The organism is Sutcliffiella horikoshii (assembly GCF_002157855.1).
GTDB lineage: Bacteria > Bacillota > Bacilli > Bacillales > Bacillaceae_I > Sutcliffiella_A > Sutcliffiella_A horikoshii_C.
Map to the genome: position 1 here is coordinate 131,691 of NZ_CP020880.1, position 15,103 is coordinate 146,793.

Sequence of the window (15,103 nt, forward strand, 5' to 3'; positions counted from 1 at the left end):
TCACTTATTAATAACATATAAAATAAAAACTAATGAAATTCCAAGGAGGATATAACAATGGGTAAAGAGAAATTCGATAGATCCAAGACTCATGCTAATATCGGTACAATCGGTCACGTTGACCACGGTAAAACAACTTTAACAGCTGCAATCACAACTGTTCTTGCTAAGAAGAGCGGTAAAGGTGCTGCAATGGCATACGACATGATCGATGCTGCTCCAGAAGAAAGAGAGCGTGGAATCACAATTTCTACAGCTCACGTTGAGTACGAAACTGACAACCGTCACTATGCACACGTTGACTGCCCAGGACATGCTGACTATGTTAAAAACATGATCACTGGAGCTGCTCAAATGGACGGCGGAATCCTAGTAGTATCTGCTGCTGACGGCCCAATGCCACAAACTCGTGAGCACATCCTTCTTTCTCGTCAAGTAGGTGTACCTTACCTAGTAGTATTCTTAAACAAATGCGACATGGTAGACGACGAAGAATTATTAGAATTAGTTGAAATGGAAGTTCGTGACCTTCTTTCTGAGTACGATTTCCCTGGAGACGATGTTCCTGTAATCAAAGGTTCTGCTCTTAAAGCTCTTGAAGGAGACGCTGAGTGGGAAGAAAGAATCGTTGAGCTTATGGCTGCAGTTGATGACTACATCCCAACACCAGCTCGTGACACTGAAAAGCCATTCATGATGCCAGTTGAGGACGTATTCTCTATCACTGGTCGTGGAACAGTTGCTACTGGACGTGTTGAGCGTGGACAAGTTAAAGTTGGTGACACTATTGAAATCATCGGTTTAACTGAAGAGCCTAAATCTACTACTGTAACTGGAGTAGAAATGTTCCGTAAGCTTCTTGACTATGCTGAAGCTGGAGACAACATCGGTGCACTTCTTCGTGGGGTTGCTCGTGACGACATCCAACGTGGACAAGTATTAGCTAAGCCTGGTACAATCACTCCACACACAAAGTTCAAAGCTGAAGTTTATGTACTATCTAAAGAAGAGGGTGGACGTCACACTCCATTCTTCACAAACTACCGTCCTCAGTTCTACTTCCGTACAACTGACGTAACTGGTATTTGTAACCTACCTGAAGGCATCGAAATGGTTATGCCTGGCGACAACGTTGAGATGACTGTTGAACTTATCTCTCCAATCGCTATCGAAGAAGGAACTAAGTTCTCTATTCGTGAAGGTGGACGTACTGTAGGCGCTGGCGTAGTAGCGACTATCCAAGAGTAATCTTTGGATCTATCTTAGATCTTTTAATAGACCGGCATCCCGATTGAGGGGTGCCGGTTTTTTGATTTTTGATTTTGGAATTTTGATTTTGGGTTTTGGGTCAGCGCTGGAGGGTGAGGAGTTGCTTGGAATCCTGATTTCACTTTCACTCTATTCTCTGAAGTGTATTGTGACGAATGGAAAATCCGCAGAAGTAGACAATAGAATTATTAAACGCCAGAAATAGCTAGTTTTATATAGAAATGCTTCAATATATGTGTTTGAAAAATAGTTCGGTCACTTTCAGCTTGCCTTCGGACAAAAACAACTAATCTAAACGGGAGGTTCGGACACTCTGTAAGTCTCTTCAGAAAACCATTTTACCCGTTCGGTCATTTTATTTTTTGGTTCGGTCAAATTCTGTTATGAGCAGCCCGCAATACCCAACAAAAAAGTACAAATCACATACCACTCCTACCAGTAATCCATCAGTTCAATCACTGATCACAATCCTAATAAATCAATAATACCAATCAACAAAATAACCTCTTTCTTCTATATAAATAACACCCAATTTCCACTGGAAAAAACTGAAACAAATAAATCTCCTGCCCACCGGTTGCAATAACCCTAACTTCTCGTTATAATATGAAAAGTGCTCAGAGATATTTTTGAAATATAGTTGCATTGTCTATTAACACCATGTATAATAGGTAATGTTGGTCTTTGACTGCGATGATGTGAAAGGTTGCTGGCACACCCGGCCGCTTTGCCATGGCGAGTGTGACAGGTTAATTTTCACGGAGAATGTCTATCAATAATATAGGCGAAAAAAGGAGGGAAAAATAATGGCAAAAGAAAAGATTCGCATTCGTTTAAAAGCTTATGATCACAGAATTCTAGATCAATCTTCTGAGAAGATCGTTGAAACTGCAAAACGTTCAGGTGCAACTGTTTCTGGTCCTATTCCGTTACCAACGGAAAGATCTGTATACACAATCTTACGTGCGGTACACAAATATAAAGATTCTCGTGAGCAATTCGAAATGCGCACTCATAAGCGCTTAATCGACATCATTAATCCAACACCACAAACGGTTGACAGCTTAATGCGTTTAGACCTACCATCTGGTGTAGATATCGAAATCAAGCTTTAATCAATAAATTACTTAATTAATCTAGGAGGTGTGACTGATGACCAAAGGAATCTTAGGAAGAAAAGTTGGTATGACTCAAGTTTTTGCTGAAAACGGCGATCTTATCCCTGTAACAGTAATTGAAGCTACACCAAACGTTGTACTTCAAGTTAAAACTGTTGAAACAGACGGATACGAAGCGATTCAGATTGGTTTTGCTGACAAACGCGATAAATTAGCGAACAAGCCTTTAAAAGGACACGTTGCTAAAGCGAACACAGCACCTAAGCGCTTCATTCGTGAAATCAGTGGAGCTAACTTAGAAGTTGGTCAAGAAGTCAAAGTTGATATTTTCGCAGAAGGCGATGTAGTAGATGTAACAGGAATTTCAAAGGGTAAAGGTTTCCAAGGCTCAATTAAGCGCCACAACCAATCTCGCGGCCCAATGACTCACGGTTCCCGTTATCACCGTCGTCCTGGTTCTATGGGACCTGTTGCTCCAAACCGTGTATTCAAAGGTAAACTATTACCTGGACGTATGGGTGGAGAGCGCATTACTATCCAGAACCTTGAGATCGTGAAAGTAGACGCAGAACGTAACCTATTACTTGTTAAAGGTAACGTACCTGGTCCAAAAAAATCTTTAATCACAATTAAAAGTGCTATAAAAGCAAACTAATTGTTTAGGAAAGGAGGAACTACAAATGCCTAAAGTAGCATTATACAACCAAGCTGGCGCTAACGTTGGTGAAGTTGAATTAGCAGATGCTGTATTCGGTATTGAGCCAAATAACAGCGTATTGTTCGATGCGATCGTTATGCAAAGAGCATCTCAACGTCAAGGTACTGCAAAAGTAAAAGGACGTTCTGAAGTAGCAGGTGGTGGACGCAAACCATGGCGTCAAAAGGGTACTGGTCGTGCTCGTCAAGGGTCTATCCGCTCTCCACAATGGCGTGGTGGTGGTATCGTATTCGGTCCTACACCAAGAAGCTACAGCTACAAACTTCCTAAGAAAGTTCGTCGCTTAGCTATCAAATCTGCATTATCATCTAAGGTATTAGAAAACGAACTATTAGTATTAGAAGGATTAGCTTTTGATGCACCAAAAACAAAAGAAATGACTTCTGTATTAAAAGGTTTAGAAATCAATCGTAAAGCGTTGATCGTAACAGCTGACGCTGACGAAAACGTTGCTTTATCTGCTCGTAACATCCCTGGAGTAACAGTTGTTACAGTAACTGGTGTGAACGTATTAGACGTTGTAAACCACGATAAAGTAATCTTTACGAAAGACGCTGTTCAAAAATTAGAGGAGGTGCTTGCATAATGAGAGATCATCGTGATGTTCTTAAGCGCCCCGTGATTACTGAGCGTTCTACAGATTTAATGACTGAAAAGAAATACACTTTTGAAGTAGATGTTAGAGCTAATAAAACTGAAGTTAAAGATGCTGTTGAAGCGATCTTTGGCGTAGACGTTGAAAAAGTAAACATCATGAACTACAAAGGTAAATTCCGTCGTGTAGGTCGTCATAGCGGATTAACTAACCGTCGTAGAAAAGCTATCGTAACTTTAAAAGCTGATAGCAAAGAAATCGAATTCTTCGAGGTTTAATACAAAAAATAAAAACATCATCGAAAAGGAGGGAACATGATGGCGATTAAAAAATACAAACCAACCTCTAATGGACGTCGTGGCATGACAGTTTCTGATTTTGCTGAGATCACTACAGACAAACCAGAAAAAAGCTTGCTTGCACCGTTACACAGAAAAGGTGGTCGTAATAACCAAGGTAAATTGACTGTACGTCACCAAGGTGGTGGACACAAACGTCAATACCGCGTCATCGACTTTAAACGTGATAAAGATGGTATACCAGGACGCGTTGCTACAATCGAGTACGATCCTAACCGTTCCGCTAATATCGCGTTAATCAACTATGCAGATGGGGAAAAGCGTTACATCCTTGCTCCTAAGAACTTAGAAGTAGGAATGACTATAATGGCTGGTCCTGAAGCAGACATCAAAGTAGGAAATGCATTACCACTAATCAACATCCCAGTTGGTACTGTAATCCACAACATCGAGTTAAAACCAGGTAAAGGTGGACAATTAGTTCGCTCTGCAGGAACTTCTGCTCAAGTACTTGGTAAAGAAGGTAAATACGTACTTGTACGTTTAACTTCTGGTGAAACTCGTATGATTCTTTCCACTTGCCGCGCTACTGTAGGTCAAGTTGGTAACGAACAACACGAACTTATCAACATTGGTAAAGCAGGACGTTCTCGTTGGATGGGTATTCGCCCAACTGTACGTGGTTCTGTAATGAACCCTAACGATCACCCACACGGTGGTGGTGAAGGACGTTCTCCAATCGGACGTAAGTCACCTATGACTCCTTGGGGCAAACCGACTCTTGGATTCAAAACTCGTAAGAAAAAGAACAAGTCTGACAAATTTATCGTTCGTCGTCGTAAAAAATAACGGGGTTGTACTACGGTTCAACGGAGCCGTAGAGCAATCACGAAGGGAGGTTTCCACATGGGTCGCAGCTTGAAAAAAGGGCCTTTTGTAGATGATCATTTAATGAACAAGATTGAAAAGTTAAATGAAACTGATGGTAAGCAAGTTGTTAAAACTTGGTCTCGTCGTTCTACTATTTTCCCACAATTTATCGGACATACAATCGCTGTATATGATGGCCGTAAACACGTACCTGTATATGTGACAGAAGACATGGTAGGTCACAAGCTTGGAGAATTCGCTCCATCTCGTGCTTACAAAGGTCACGGAAATGATGATAAGAAAACAAAACGCTAATTAGAGAGGAGGCTTTTACATGCAAGCTAAAGCTGTTGCAAGAACAGTTCGTATTGCTCCTCGTAAAGCTCGTCTAGTTATGGATTTAATTCGAGGCAAGCAAGTAGGCGAAGCGGTAGCTATTTTGGCATTAACTCCAAAGGCAGCTTCACCAGTAATCGAAAAGGTTCTAAAGTCCGCTATTGCAAATGCAGAGCACAATTTTGAAATGGACGCAAACTCACTTGTTGTAACTGAGGCATACGTTAACGAAGGTCCAACTTTGAAACGTTTCCGCCCTCGTGCAATGGGTCGTGCGAGTCAAATTAACAAACGTACTAGCCACATTACAATCGTGGTATCAGAAAAGAAGGAGGGATAACCAGTGGGTCAAAAGGTAAATCCGATCGGTCTTCGTGTAGGAGTCATTCGTGACTGGGAGTCCAAATGGTACGCAGGCAAAGATTATGCTAACCTGCTACATGAAGACATCAAAGTTCGCGAATACATCGCAAAACGTCTAAATGACGCATCTGTTTCTAAAGTAGAAATCGAACGTGCAGCAAACCGTTTGAACGTTACTGTTCACACTGCTAAACCAGGTATGGTTATTGGTAAAGGTGGTACGGAAGTTGAAGCGTTACGTAAAGCACTTAACCAATTAACTGGTAAACGTGTACACATCAACATCCTAGAAATTAAGAGAGCAGATTTGGATGCTAAATTAGTAGCTGAAAACATCGCTCGTCAATTAGAAAACCGTGTATCTTTCCGTCGTGCTCAAAAGCAATCACTTCAACGTGCAATGCGCGCTGGTGCGAAAGGTATTAAAACGATGGTTTCTGGTCGCTTAGGCGGAGCAGATATCGCTCGTTCTGAACATTATAGTGAGGGTACAGTTCCACTTCATACTCTTCGCGCTGATATTGACTATGGTACAGCAGAAGCTGATACAACTTACGGTAAATTAGGTGTGAAAGTATGGATCTACCGTGGAGAGGTCCTTCCTACGAAGAAGAAAACTGAGGAAGGAGGAAAATAATTATGTTATTACCAAAACGCGTAAAATATCGCCGCGAACATCGTGGAAAAATGCGTGGTAAAGCGAAAGGCGGTACAGAAGTACATTTCGGAGAGTTCGGATTACAATCTCTTGAAGCTTCTTGGATCACAAACCGTCAAATCGAAGCTGCGCGTCGTGCGATGACTCGTTACATGAAACGTGGCGGTAAAGTTTGGATTAAAATTTTCCCTTCAAAACCATACACTGCAAAACCTCTAGAGGTCCGAATGGGTTCCGGTAAAGGTGCTCCAGAAGGATGGGTAGCAGTTGTTAAACCTGGAAAGGTTATGTTTGAAATTTCAGGTGTATCTGAAGAAGTAGCTCGTGAAGCATTACGTTTAGCTATGCACAAGTTGCCAGTTAAATGTAAGTTCGTAAAACGTGAAGAAATTGGTGGTGAATCTAATGAAAGCTAATGAACTACGCGACTTAACCACTGCCGAGATTGAACAAAAAGTGAAATCTTTAAAAGAAGAGTTATTTAACCTACGCTTTCAATTAGCGACTGGTCAATTAGAAAACACTGCTCGTATTCGCGAAGTACGTAAGTCAATCGCTCGTATGAAAACAGTAGTTCGCGAGAGAGAGATCGCTTCTAACAAATAATCAAGAGGAGGTTCGCGAAAATGAGTGAACGTAACCAACGTAAAGTTTACACTGGTCGTGTTGTGTCTGATAAAATGGACAAAACAATCACAGTCCTTGTAGAAACTTATAAAACTCACGCACTCTACGGCAAACGTGTTAAGTACTCTAAAAAGTACAAAGCGCATGATGAGAATAGCATGGCTAAAACTGGCGACATCGTAAAAATCATGGAGACTCGTCCATTATCTTCTACGAAGCGTTTCCGTTTGCTAGAGGTTGTAGAGAAAGCTGTAATTATCTAATATATAAGTTCGGATATCTAATTCCGAAGGGAGGTACCATGCATGATTCAACAAGAATCTCGTTTGAAAGTTGCTGATAACTCAGGTGCTCGTGAAGTGCTTGCTATTAAAGTACTAGGTGGATCTGGTCGTCGCTACGCTAACATTGGTGATGTAATCGTTTGTACAGTGAAACAAGCAACACCAGGAGGCGTTGTTAAAAAAGGTGACGTAGTGAAGGCTGTTGTTGTACGTACAAAGCGCGGAGTTCGTCGTAATGACGGTTCATACATCCGTTTCGATGAGAACGCATGCGTAATCATCAAGGATGATAAGAGCCCTCGTGGAACTCGTATCTTCGGACCAGTTGCACGTGAACTACGTGATAACAACTACATGAAGATTGTATCTTTAGCTCCAGAAGTTCTGTAATAAATCGAAAAGATGTTTGTCAAGGAGGTGCGAAAGGATGCATGTCAAAAAAGGTGATAAAGTTGTAGTTATCTCTGGTAAGGATAAAGGTAAACAAGGAGTAATTCTTGAATCTTATCCTAAGAAAGACCGTGTTCTTGTAGAAGGAATCAACGTGATCAAAAAGCACGCTAAACCATCACAAGAAAATCCTCAAGGTGGAATCATCAACCGTGAGGCACCTATTCATGTATCAAACGTTATGCCTTTAGATCCTAAGTCCGGTGAACCGACTCGTGTAGGATACAAGGTAGTAGACGGTAAAAAAGTACGTGTTGCAACAAAATCAGGTGAACAATTAGATAAATAGAACGTTGAAGAAAGGAGGTACTTTTGATGAACCGCCTAAAAGAAAAGTATCAAAGCGAAATTATTCCTGCTCTAATGGGCAAGTTTAACTATAAATCCGTGATGCAAGCTCCAAAGCTTGAGAAAATCGTTATCAACATGGGTGTTGGTGATGCAGTATCAAACTCTAAGGCATTAGACACAGCTGTTGAAGAATTAGCTTCAATTACTGGTCAAAAACCTATGGTTACAAAAGCAAAGAAATCTATCGCTGGTTTCCGTCTTCGTGAAGGAATGCCTATCGGTGCGAAAGTTACATTACGCGGCGAGCGTATGTACGAATTCCTAGATAAGTTAGTATCTGTTTCCCTACCACGTGTACGTGACTTCCGTGGAATCTCCAAGAAGTCTTTCGATGGTCGTGGAAACTACACTCTTGGAGTGAAAGAGCAACTTATCTTCCCTGAAATTGATTACGATAAAGTTAGCAAGGTTCGTGGTATGGATATCGTTATCGTTACTACTGCTAACACTGATGAAGAAGCTCGTGAGCTTTTAACATCATTCGGAATGCCATTCCAAAAATAATACCAGCGTGTGGTAGAGGGAGGCGAAAATGTGGCTAAAAAATCAATGATTGCGAAACAAAAACGCACACCTAAACATAATGTGCAAGCTTATACTCGTTGCGAACGTTGTGGACGTCCCCACTCTGTAATCCGTAAATTTAAGCTTTGCCGTATTTGTTTCCGTGAATTAGCTTATAAAGGCCAAATTCCTGGCGTTAAAAAAGCAAGTTGGTAAAACCCGATAATTGGGAAGGAGGTAAATTAAATGGTTATGACAGATCCTATTGCAGATATGCTTACTCGCATCCGCAATGCGAACATGGTACGTCACGAGAAGCTAGAACTTCCTGCTTCTAAAATCAAAAAAGAAGTTGCTGAAATCTTAAAGCGTGAAGGTTTCGTACGTGACGTAGAATTTATCGAAGACAACAAACAAGGTATCATTCGTATTTTCCTAAAATACGGTGCTAACAACGAGCGTGTAATTACTGGTCTTAAGCGTATCAGTAAGCCTGGTCTTCGTGTTTATGCAAAAGCAAATGAAGTACCTCGTGTATTAAACGGTTTAGGTATTGCGATCATCTCTACTTCTCAAGGTGTTATCACTGATAAAGAAGCTCGTCAAAAACAAGCTGGTGGAGAAGTATTAGCGTACGTTTGGTAATATATTTCTTTAAATGAACGGAGGTGTAACTATGTCACGTGTAGGTAAAAAACCTATTGAAATCCCAACTGGGGTTACAATCACAAACGACAACAACACAGTTACCGTAAAAGGTCCTAAAGGTGAATTAACTCGTACATTCAGCCAAGAAATGGCTATTACAGTGGAAGAGAACGTATTAACAGTAGTACGTCCTTCTGATAGCAAAGAACACCGTACAATCCACGGAACAACTCGTGCACTTTTAAACAACATGGTTCAAGGTGTAACAGCTGGTTTCGAAAGAGGATTGGAACTAATCGGGGTAGGTTACCGTGCATCTAAGCAAGGTAACAAACTAGTTCTTAACGTTGGTTACTCTCATCCAGTTGAAATCACTCCTGAACAGGGGATTGAAGTGGAAGTACCGGCAAACACAAAGATCGTTATTAAAGGTATTGATAAAGAGCGCGTAGGTGCTTTAGCAGCTAACATTCGTGACGTTCGCCCACCAGAGCCTTACAAAGGTAAAGGTATTCGTTATGAAGGTGAACAAGTACGTCGTAAAGAAGGTAAAACTGCTAAGTAATACGGCATAAGCAGATAGAAAGGAGTGACTGCACGATGATTACAAAACCTGATAAGAATTCTACTCGTAAAAAAAGACACACTCGTGTTCGTGCTAAGTTATCAGGAACTGCAACTCGTCCACGTTTAAATGTGTTCCGTTCAAACCAACACATCTACGCTCAAGTGATTGACGATGCTAACGCTGTAACAATCGCAAGTGCTTCTACACTTGATAAAGATGTAACAGCAAACGGTAGCAACGTTGAGTCCGCGAAAGCAGTTGGAGAACTTGTTGCAAAGCGCGCAATTGAAAAAGGAATCAAATCAGTAGTATTCGACCGCGGTGGATACTTATATCACGGCCGTGTGAAAGCATTAGCAGATGCTGCACGTGAGGCTGGTCTAGAATTTTAATCGGAAAAGGAGGGACACTGATGCGTCGTAGTATTGACCCAAACAAATTAGAACTTGAAGAACGCGTTGTTACGGTTAACCGTGTTGCGAAAGTAGTAAAAGGTGGACGTCGTTTCCGCTTTGCTGCTCTTGTAGTAGTTGGAGACAAAAACGGTAATGTTGGTTTTGGTACTGGTAAAGCTCAAGAGGTACCTGAAGCAATCCGTAAAGCAATTGAAGATGCGAAAAAGAACTTAGTTGCTGTACCTATCGTTGGTACAACAATTCCTCACCAAGTACTTGGAGAATTCGGTTCTGGAGAAATCCTATTGAAACCTGCTTCTGAAGGTACTGGGGTTATCGCTGGAGGACCAGTTCGTGCGGTACTTGAGTTAGCGGGTGTTCAAGACATCCTTTCTAAATCTTTAGGATCTAACACACCAATCAACATGATCCGTGCAACACTAAACGGATTGAAGCAATTGAAACGTGCAGAGGACGTTGCTAAATTGCGTGGTAAAACGGTAGAAGAACTGTTAGGATAAGGAGGGAAACAAAATGGCGAACAAATTGGAAATCACCCTCACTCGCAGTGTAATCGGTCGTCCACAAGATCAACGTGCGACTGTTCAAACTCTTGGTTTGAAAAAGATGCACCAAACAGTTGTCCATGAGGATAACGCAGCTATCCGTGGAATGATTAACAAGGTATCTCACCTTGTTACTGTGAAAGAGCAATAAATAGATAAGGTTTTTTAAATAAGGAGGTGCCACAATGAAACTTCATGAGTTAAAACCTAACGAAGGATCTCGTAAAGAGCGCAACCGTGTAGGTCGCGGAACTGGTTCTGGTAACGGAAAAACTTCTGGTAAAGGTCATAAAGGTCAAAATGCACGCTCAGGCGGTGGCGTTCGTCCTGGATTCGAAGGTGGTCAAACACCTCTATTCCAACGCTTACCAAAGCGCGGATTCACGAACATCAATCGCAAAGAGTATGCAATCATCAACCTTGATACTTTAAACCGCTTTGACGAAGGAACTGAAGTTACTCCTGAATTACTTCTTGAAACAGGTTTAGTTAGCAAATTAAACGCTGGTCTTAAAGTATTGGGTAACGGTTCTATCGAGAAAAAGCTTACAGTTCGTGCTCATAAATTTTCCTCAGCAGCTAAGGAAGCTATCGAAGCAGCTGGCGGTTCAGTTGAGGTGATCTAATGTTCCAGACATTCTCCAATTTTATGCGCGTGGGTGATATAAGAAAGAAAATTGTCTTCACCCTTTTAATGTTAGTAATATTCCGTATCGGTACGTTTATCCCAGTACCAGGGGTAAACTCTGACATTTTGAAATTCCAGGATGAACTTAGTGTCTTTGGTATCCTGAATACTTTTGGTGGTGGAGCTCTTCAGAACTTCTCTATTCTAGCCATGGGTGTAATGCCATACATCACAGCGTCCATCATCGTGCAATTATTGCAAATGGATGTTGTTCCGAAGTTTACGGAGTGGTCTAAACAAGGAGAAGCTGGACGTCGCAAACTAGCTCAATTCACTAGGTATTTTACTATTGTACTTGGTTTCATCCAGGCAATTGGTATGTCAATCGGGTTCAACACAATGGCCAATGGTCAATTGATTATGAATCCGACTTTCACTACTTATCTGCTAATATCATTAGTGTTAACAGCAGGAACTGCATTCTTGATGTGGCTTGGTGAGCAAATCACGGCACATGGCGTAGGAAACGGAATCTCCATTCTTATCTTCGCTGGTATCGTATCTGCAATCCCAACCGGCGCAAATCAGATTTACGCATCTTTGATCCAGGATGCTGGTGATCAGTTGTTCTTGAATCTTGTTATTGTTGCACTCATCGTACTTGCAATCTTAGCTGTTATTGTAGGTGTAATCTTCATTCAGCAAGCGTTACGTAAAATTCCTATTCAGTATGCGAAGAAGATGGCAGGTCGCGCTCCTACTGGTGGAGGACACACTACACACTTACCTTTGAAGGTTAATGCAGCAGGGGTAATTCCGGTTATCTTTGCAGTATCCTTTATCATTACACCACCGACAATTGCTTCATTCTTTAACGAGAATGCTGTGACAAGATGGATTATTAGTTCTTTTGACTACACGAATCCAATCGGTATGGTTGTATATGTAGCTCTTATAATTGCCTTCACTTACTTCTACACATTTGTTCAGTCTAATCCTGAACAGATGGCAGAAAACTTAAAGAAACAAGGCGGATATATTCCAGGAATTCGTCCTGGTATGAATACACAGGAATATTTGACAAAGATTATCTACCGACTAACATTTGTTGGTGCTTTATTCTTAGCAGCTATTTCTATCCTACCTATTATCTTTATGAGCTTTGCCGGTCTTCCTGCAGCAGTGCAGATTGGCGGTACTAGTCTACTGATCGTCGTAGGTGTTGCACTTGAGACGATGAAGCAGCTAGAAAGCCAGTTAGTGAAGCGTCATTATAAAGGTTTTATCAAGTAATGAAGTAATTGGGATAACTTTATCCCAATATGCTTCACAAGATACTGAGGGGGCAAAAAGATGAATTTAGTTCTAATGGGACTTCCGGGTGCCGGTAAAGGTACTCAAGCAGAACGAATTGTCGAAAAGTACAATATCCCTCATATCTCTACTGGAGATATGTTTCGTGCTGCTATGAAGGAAGAAACTGAACTAGGCATGAAAGCTAAGTCTTTCATGGATCAAGGTCAGCTTGTTCCGGATGAAGTGACGATCGGTATCGTTCGTGAAAGATTAGAAAAAGAAGATTGCAAAGACGGCTTTCTATTAGATGGTTTCCCAAGAACGGTTCCTCAAGCAGATGCTCTTGAGCAAATCCTAGAAGAACTAGGTCGTAAAATTGACTATGTCATCAATGTCAATGTAGACCAAAGCATTCTTATGGAGCGTTTAACTGGGCGTCGTATTTGTAAAGATTGTGGTTCTACTTACCACTTGGTATTCAACCCGCCTGCAAAGGATGGCGTTTGTGACAAGTGTGGAGGAGAACTTTATCAACGTGCTGATGACAACGAAGAGACAGTGGGTAACCGTCTTGAAGTGAACGTTAAACAATCTAAGCCATTGTTAGACTTCTACGAGTCCAAAGGCTATCTTCGCAATATCAATGGCCAACAAGCGATCGATAAAGTATTCGCTGATATAGAAGAACTTCTTGGAGGTCAGGCGTAATGATTATCTGTAAAACTCCTCGTGAACTTGAGATCATGAGAGAAGCAGGTAGAATTGTCGCTCTAACACACCAAGAATTAAAAAAGCACATTGTACCTGGTGTAACAACGAAGCAATTGGATGATATTGCTGAGAAATTCATCCGCAAACATGATGCAATTCCTTCGTTTAAGGGGTATAATGGTTTTCGCGGAAGCATCTGCGCTTCTGTCAATGAAGAACTTGTTCATGGTATTCCCGGCGATCGTGTACTGAAAGACGGAGATATCATTAGCATAGATATTGGTGCTAAGTATAATGGCTACCACGGTGACTCCGCTTGGACGTATGCTGTTGGTAACATATCCGATGAAACAAAGCGATTACTTGAAGTCACGGAACAATCATTGTATGAAGGCATCAAGGAAGTAAAACCGGGCGCTCGTCTCTCTGATGTTTCCCATGCGATTCAAACGTATGCGGAAGCTCACGATTTTTCAATTGTGAGAGAGTATGTAGGGCATGGAATTGGTCAAGACTTACATGAAGACCCACAAATTCCTCATTACGGACCTCCTAACAAAGGTCCACGGTTAAAACCTGGTATGGTTCTTGCAATTGAACCAATGGTCAATGCAGGCACCCGCTACGTAAAAACGCTAGCAGATGACTGGACTGTTGTTACTGTTGACGGTAAAATGTGTGCTCATTTTGAACATACGGTCGCTATTACAGAAACAGGCTACGAGATCTTAACAAAAGCCTAAGAGGTGATATTGCATGATCGAATCTGATTCGACTTTGCAAGTAGGCCAAATTGTTTCGATTACTCAAGGCAGAGATGCCGGACAGTATGCCGTAATTATTAAAATTCTTGATGAGCGTTTTGTCGTCCTAGCGGATGGAGACAAGCGGAAGTTTGACCGCCCAAAGAAAAAGAACATTCATCATCTTGAATTTTTTGATTACGTGTCTCCAGAAGTTCAGAACAGTATGAAGGAAACAGGCCGTGTGACAAATGGAAAGCTGCGCTTTGCAGTGACCAAGTTTGTCAATGAGCTTGTTACTGATTTGAAGAAGGGAGAACTTAATTAATGGCGAAAGACGATGTAATTGAAGTAGAAGGTACGGTCATTGAGACTTTACCAAATGCTATGTTTAAAGTAGAATTGGAAAATGGTCATACTGTGTTGGCCCATGTATCTGGGAAAATACGTATGCACTTTATTCGAATCCTACCAGGAGATAAAGTAACGGTGGAGCTTTCTCCATACGATTTAACACGCGGTAGAATTACGTATCGTTTTAAATAAACCTATTTTAGCACTCCGTACTATCAGGGAGGTAATATAAGATGAAAGTGAGACCATCTGTTAAGCCAATCTGCGAAAAATGTAAAGTTATTCGTAGAAAAGGCAAAGTCATGGTTATTTGTGAAAACCCGAAACACAAACAAAAACAAGGATAACTTGAGGGAGGTGCGCATATATGGCACGTATTGCTGGTGTTGATGTTCCTCGCGACAAGCGCGTTGTAATTTCATTAACATATGTTTTCGGTATCGGTCGTTCTACAGCTGAGAAAGTTTTAGCTGAAGCAGGTGTTTCTGAAGACACTCGCGTTCGCGACTTAACGGAAGAAGAATTAGGAAAAATTCGTGATGTTGTAGATAAAATTAAAGTTGAGGGTGACCTTCGTCGTGAAGTATCTCTTAACATTAAACGTCTAATCGAGATCGGTTGCTACCGTGGTCTTCGTCACCGTCGTGGTTTACCGGTTCGCGGTCAAAACACTAAAAACAATGCTCGTACACGTAAAGGACCTCGTCGTACTGTAGCGAACAAAAAGAAATAATTTTAAGTAAGTAAGGAGG

The 15,103-nt window shown here is 41.3% G+C and carries 29 protein-coding genes; all 29 read left to right on the top strand.

Annotated features, from left to right (window positions below; all coding sequences use genetic code 11):
• Window positions 1-57 precede the first annotated feature (57 nt).
• The 29 genes from tuf (at window position 58) to rpsM (ending at window position 15,084) form a co-directional block, all read left to right on the top strand.
• Entirely contained in the window at window positions 58-1,248 is a 1,191-nt protein-coding gene (gene tuf / locus B4U37_RS00645; RefSeq protein ID WP_010191482.1) for an elongation factor Tu, read from the top strand.
• Window positions 1,249-2,075: 827 nt separating this feature from the next.
• Window positions 2,076-2,384 carry a 30S ribosomal protein S10 gene (rpsJ, locus tag B4U37_RS00650; RefSeq protein ID WP_010191483.1) on the top strand — a complete coding sequence of 103 codons (309 nt, stop codon included), beginning with the start codon at window positions 2,076-2,078 and terminating at the stop codon, window positions 2,382-2,384.
• Between the two features lie 37 nt (window positions 2,385-2,421).
• Complete coding sequence (rplC, locus tag B4U37_RS00655) at window positions 2,422-3,042, top strand: 50S ribosomal protein L3 (RefSeq protein WP_010191485.1); 621 nt, start codon at window positions 2,422-2,424, stop codon at window positions 3,040-3,042.
• A 25-nt stretch (window positions 3,043-3,067) separates the two neighbouring features.
• On the top strand, window positions 3,068-3,691 hold the full coding sequence (rplD, locus tag B4U37_RS00660) for a 50S ribosomal protein L4 (RefSeq protein WP_088016681.1): 624 nt from the start codon (window positions 3,068-3,070) through the stop codon (window positions 3,689-3,691).
• Window positions 3,691-3,978: a 50S ribosomal protein L23 gene (rplW, locus tag B4U37_RS00665; RefSeq protein WP_010191491.1), complete on the top strand. Its 288-nt coding sequence runs from the start codon at window positions 3,691-3,693 to the stop codon at window positions 3,976-3,978. The genes rplD and rplW overlap by 1 nt, the downstream gene beginning before the upstream one ends.
• A 39-nt stretch (window positions 3,979-4,017) precedes the next feature.
• On the top strand, window positions 4,018-4,848 hold the full coding sequence (rplB, locus tag B4U37_RS00670) for a 50S ribosomal protein L2 (protein WP_010191493.1): 831 nt from the start codon (window positions 4,018-4,020) through the stop codon (window positions 4,846-4,848).
• 57 nt (window positions 4,849-4,905) lie between these two features.
• The gene (rpsS, locus tag B4U37_RS00675; RefSeq protein ID WP_088016682.1) at window positions 4,906-5,184 is read left to right on the top strand and encodes a 30S ribosomal protein S19; all 279 of its coding nucleotides are present in this window, start codon (window positions 4,906-4,908) and stop codon (window positions 5,182-5,184) included.
• 19 nt (window positions 5,185-5,203) lie between these two features.
• Entirely contained in the window at window positions 5,204-5,545 is a 342-nt protein-coding gene (gene rplV, locus B4U37_RS00680) for a 50S ribosomal protein L22 (protein ID WP_010191496.1), read from the top strand.
• A gap of 3 nt (window positions 5,546-5,548) precedes the next feature.
• Window positions 5,549-6,205: a 30S ribosomal protein S3 gene (rpsC, locus tag B4U37_RS00685; RefSeq protein ID WP_088016683.1), complete on the top strand. Its 657-nt coding sequence runs from the start codon at window positions 5,549-5,551 to the stop codon at window positions 6,203-6,205.
• 2 nt (window positions 6,206-6,207) lie between these two features.
• The gene (gene rplP / locus B4U37_RS00690; protein ID WP_010191498.1) at window positions 6,208-6,642 is read left to right on the top strand and encodes a 50S ribosomal protein L16; all 435 of its coding nucleotides are present in this window, start codon (window positions 6,208-6,210) and stop codon (window positions 6,640-6,642) included.
• Complete coding sequence (gene rpmC / locus B4U37_RS00695; RefSeq protein ID WP_010191499.1) at window positions 6,632-6,832, top strand: 50S ribosomal protein L29; 201 nt, start codon at window positions 6,632-6,634, stop codon at window positions 6,830-6,832. The genes rplP and rpmC overlap by 11 nt, the downstream gene beginning before the upstream one ends.
• Before the next feature lie 20 nt (window positions 6,833-6,852).
• Complete coding sequence (rpsQ, locus tag B4U37_RS00700; RefSeq protein ID WP_010191500.1) at window positions 6,853-7,116, top strand: 30S ribosomal protein S17; 264 nt, start codon at window positions 6,853-6,855, stop codon at window positions 7,114-7,116.
• Between the two features lie 42 nt (window positions 7,117-7,158).
• Window positions 7,159-7,527 carry a 50S ribosomal protein L14 gene (gene rplN, locus B4U37_RS00705; RefSeq protein WP_010191501.1) on the top strand — a complete coding sequence of 123 codons (369 nt, stop codon included), beginning with the start codon at window positions 7,159-7,161 and terminating at the stop codon, window positions 7,525-7,527.
• Between the two features lie 37 nt (window positions 7,528-7,564).
• Window positions 7,565-7,876, top strand: a complete 312-nt coding sequence (gene rplX / locus B4U37_RS00710) for a 50S ribosomal protein L24 (RefSeq protein ID WP_010191502.1) — start codon at window positions 7,565-7,567, stop codon at window positions 7,874-7,876.
• A gap of 26 nt (window positions 7,877-7,902) precedes the next feature.
• Window positions 7,903-8,442: a 50S ribosomal protein L5 gene (gene rplE, locus B4U37_RS00715; RefSeq protein ID WP_088016684.1), complete on the top strand. Its 540-nt coding sequence runs from the start codon at window positions 7,903-7,905 to the stop codon at window positions 8,440-8,442.
• Window positions 8,443-8,472: 30 nt separating this feature from the next.
• Complete coding sequence (locus B4U37_RS00720) at window positions 8,473-8,658, top strand: type Z 30S ribosomal protein S14 (RefSeq protein ID WP_010191505.1); 186 nt, start codon at window positions 8,473-8,475, stop codon at window positions 8,656-8,658.
• A gap of 30 nt (window positions 8,659-8,688) precedes the next feature.
• Window positions 8,689-9,087 (top strand): 30S ribosomal protein S8, encoded by a 399-nt coding sequence (gene rpsH, locus B4U37_RS00725; RefSeq protein ID WP_010191507.1) that lies wholly within the window; start codon window positions 8,689-8,691, stop codon window positions 9,085-9,087.
• Window positions 9,088-9,118: 31 nt separating this feature from the next.
• Window positions 9,119-9,655, top strand: coding sequence for a 50S ribosomal protein L6 (gene rplF / locus B4U37_RS00730; RefSeq protein WP_010191508.1), 537 nt, complete (start codon window positions 9,119-9,121; stop codon window positions 9,653-9,655).
• 35 nt (window positions 9,656-9,690) lie between these two features.
• Window positions 9,691-10,050, top strand: a complete 360-nt coding sequence (rplR, locus tag B4U37_RS00735) for a 50S ribosomal protein L18 (RefSeq protein ID WP_010191509.1) — start codon at window positions 9,691-9,693, stop codon at window positions 10,048-10,050.
• 20 nt (window positions 10,051-10,070) lie between these two features.
• On the top strand, window positions 10,071-10,574 hold the full coding sequence (rpsE, locus tag B4U37_RS00740) for a 30S ribosomal protein S5 (RefSeq protein ID WP_010191510.1): 504 nt from the start codon (window positions 10,071-10,073) through the stop codon (window positions 10,572-10,574).
• Window positions 10,575-10,587: 13 nt separating this feature from the next.
• On the top strand, window positions 10,588-10,770 hold the full coding sequence (gene rpmD, locus B4U37_RS00745; protein ID WP_010191511.1) for a 50S ribosomal protein L30: 183 nt from the start codon (window positions 10,588-10,590) through the stop codon (window positions 10,768-10,770).
• Between the two features lie 34 nt (window positions 10,771-10,804).
• Complete coding sequence (gene rplO / locus B4U37_RS00750; RefSeq protein WP_010191512.1) at window positions 10,805-11,245, top strand: 50S ribosomal protein L15; 441 nt, start codon at window positions 10,805-10,807, stop codon at window positions 11,243-11,245.
• The gene (gene secY / locus B4U37_RS00755; RefSeq protein WP_088016685.1) at window positions 11,245-12,540 is read left to right on the top strand and encodes a preprotein translocase subunit SecY; all 1,296 of its coding nucleotides are present in this window, start codon (window positions 11,245-11,247) and stop codon (window positions 12,538-12,540) included. Before rplO ends, secY begins: the two co-directional genes overlap by 1 nt.
• A 60-nt stretch (window positions 12,541-12,600) precedes the next feature.
• Complete coding sequence (locus B4U37_RS00760) at window positions 12,601-13,251, top strand: adenylate kinase (RefSeq protein WP_010191514.1); 651 nt, start codon at window positions 12,601-12,603, stop codon at window positions 13,249-13,251.
• Entirely contained in the window at window positions 13,251-13,997 is a 747-nt protein-coding gene (map, locus tag B4U37_RS00765; protein WP_010191515.1) for a type I methionyl aminopeptidase, read from the top strand. The genes B4U37_RS00760 and map overlap by 1 nt, the downstream gene beginning before the upstream one ends.
• Window positions 13,998-14,010: 13 nt before the next feature.
• Window positions 14,011-14,325, top strand: a complete 315-nt coding sequence (locus B4U37_RS00770; RefSeq protein WP_010191516.1) for a KOW domain-containing RNA-binding protein — start codon at window positions 14,011-14,013, stop codon at window positions 14,323-14,325.
• Window positions 14,325-14,543 carry a translation initiation factor IF-1 gene (gene infA / locus B4U37_RS00775; RefSeq protein WP_010191517.1) on the top strand — a complete coding sequence of 73 codons (219 nt, stop codon included), beginning with the start codon at window positions 14,325-14,327 and terminating at the stop codon, window positions 14,541-14,543. The genes B4U37_RS00770 and infA overlap by 1 nt, the downstream gene beginning before the upstream one ends.
• A 41-nt stretch (window positions 14,544-14,584) precedes the next feature.
• The gene (rpmJ, locus tag B4U37_RS00780; protein ID WP_003156543.1) at window positions 14,585-14,698 is read left to right on the top strand and encodes a 50S ribosomal protein L36; all 114 of its coding nucleotides are present in this window, start codon (window positions 14,585-14,587) and stop codon (window positions 14,696-14,698) included.
• A 20-nt stretch (window positions 14,699-14,718) separates the two neighbouring features.
• Window positions 14,719-15,084 (top strand): 30S ribosomal protein S13, encoded by a 366-nt coding sequence (gene rpsM / locus B4U37_RS00785; RefSeq protein ID WP_010191536.1) that lies wholly within the window; start codon window positions 14,719-14,721, stop codon window positions 15,082-15,084.
• Window positions 15,085-15,103 lie beyond the last annotated feature (19 nt).

Coding starts and splice junctions, on each gene's coding strand:
- tuf (WP_010191482.1), top strand. CDS start 58: ATGGGTAAAGAGAAATTCGATAGATCCAAGACTCATGCTAATATCGGT.
- rpsJ (WP_010191483.1), top strand. CDS start 2,076: ATGGCAAAAGAAAAGATTCGCATTCGTTTAAAAGCTTATGATCACAGA.
- rplC (WP_010191485.1), top strand. CDS start 2,422: ATGACCAAAGGAATCTTAGGAAGAAAAGTTGGTATGACTCAAGTTTTT.
- rplD (WP_088016681.1), top strand. CDS start 3,068: ATGCCTAAAGTAGCATTATACAACCAAGCTGGCGCTAACGTTGGTGAA.
- rplW (WP_010191491.1), top strand. CDS start 3,691: ATGAGAGATCATCGTGATGTTCTTAAGCGCCCCGTGATTACTGAGCGT.
- rplB (WP_010191493.1), top strand. CDS start 4,018: ATGGCGATTAAAAAATACAAACCAACCTCTAATGGACGTCGTGGCATG.
- rpsS (WP_088016682.1), top strand. CDS start 4,906: ATGGGTCGCAGCTTGAAAAAAGGGCCTTTTGTAGATGATCATTTAATG.
- rplV (WP_010191496.1), top strand. CDS start 5,204: ATGCAAGCTAAAGCTGTTGCAAGAACAGTTCGTATTGCTCCTCGTAAA.
- rplP (WP_010191498.1), top strand. CDS start 6,208: ATGTTATTACCAAAACGCGTAAAATATCGCCGCGAACATCGTGGAAAA.
- rpmC (WP_010191499.1), top strand. CDS start 6,632: ATGAAAGCTAATGAACTACGCGACTTAACCACTGCCGAGATTGAACAA.
- rpsQ (WP_010191500.1), top strand. CDS start 6,853: ATGAGTGAACGTAACCAACGTAAAGTTTACACTGGTCGTGTTGTGTCT.
- rplN (WP_010191501.1), top strand. CDS start 7,159: ATGATTCAACAAGAATCTCGTTTGAAAGTTGCTGATAACTCAGGTGCT.
- rplX (WP_010191502.1), top strand. CDS start 7,565: ATGCATGTCAAAAAAGGTGATAAAGTTGTAGTTATCTCTGGTAAGGAT.
- rplE (WP_088016684.1), top strand. CDS start 7,903: ATGAACCGCCTAAAAGAAAAGTATCAAAGCGAAATTATTCCTGCTCTA.
- rpsH (WP_010191507.1), top strand. CDS start 8,689: ATGGTTATGACAGATCCTATTGCAGATATGCTTACTCGCATCCGCAAT.
- rplF (WP_010191508.1), top strand. CDS start 9,119: ATGTCACGTGTAGGTAAAAAACCTATTGAAATCCCAACTGGGGTTACA.
- rplR (WP_010191509.1), top strand. CDS start 9,691: ATGATTACAAAACCTGATAAGAATTCTACTCGTAAAAAAAGACACACT.
- rpsE (WP_010191510.1), top strand. CDS start 10,071: ATGCGTCGTAGTATTGACCCAAACAAATTAGAACTTGAAGAACGCGTT.
- rpmD (WP_010191511.1), top strand. CDS start 10,588: ATGGCGAACAAATTGGAAATCACCCTCACTCGCAGTGTAATCGGTCGT.
- rplO (WP_010191512.1), top strand. CDS start 10,805: ATGAAACTTCATGAGTTAAAACCTAACGAAGGATCTCGTAAAGAGCGC.
- secY (WP_088016685.1), top strand. CDS start 11,245: ATGTTCCAGACATTCTCCAATTTTATGCGCGTGGGTGATATAAGAAAG.
- B4U37_RS00760 (WP_010191514.1), top strand. CDS start 12,601: ATGAATTTAGTTCTAATGGGACTTCCGGGTGCCGGTAAAGGTACTCAA.
- map (WP_010191515.1), top strand. CDS start 13,251: ATGATTATCTGTAAAACTCCTCGTGAACTTGAGATCATGAGAGAAGCA.
- B4U37_RS00770 (WP_010191516.1), top strand. CDS start 14,011: ATGATCGAATCTGATTCGACTTTGCAAGTAGGCCAAATTGTTTCGATT.
- infA (WP_010191517.1), top strand. CDS start 14,325: ATGGCGAAAGACGATGTAATTGAAGTAGAAGGTACGGTCATTGAGACT.
- rpmJ (WP_003156543.1), top strand. CDS start 14,585: ATGAAAGTGAGACCATCTGTTAAGCCAATCTGCGAAAAATGTAAAGTT.
- rpsM (WP_010191536.1), top strand. CDS start 14,719: ATGGCACGTATTGCTGGTGTTGATGTTCCTCGCGACAAGCGCGTTGTA.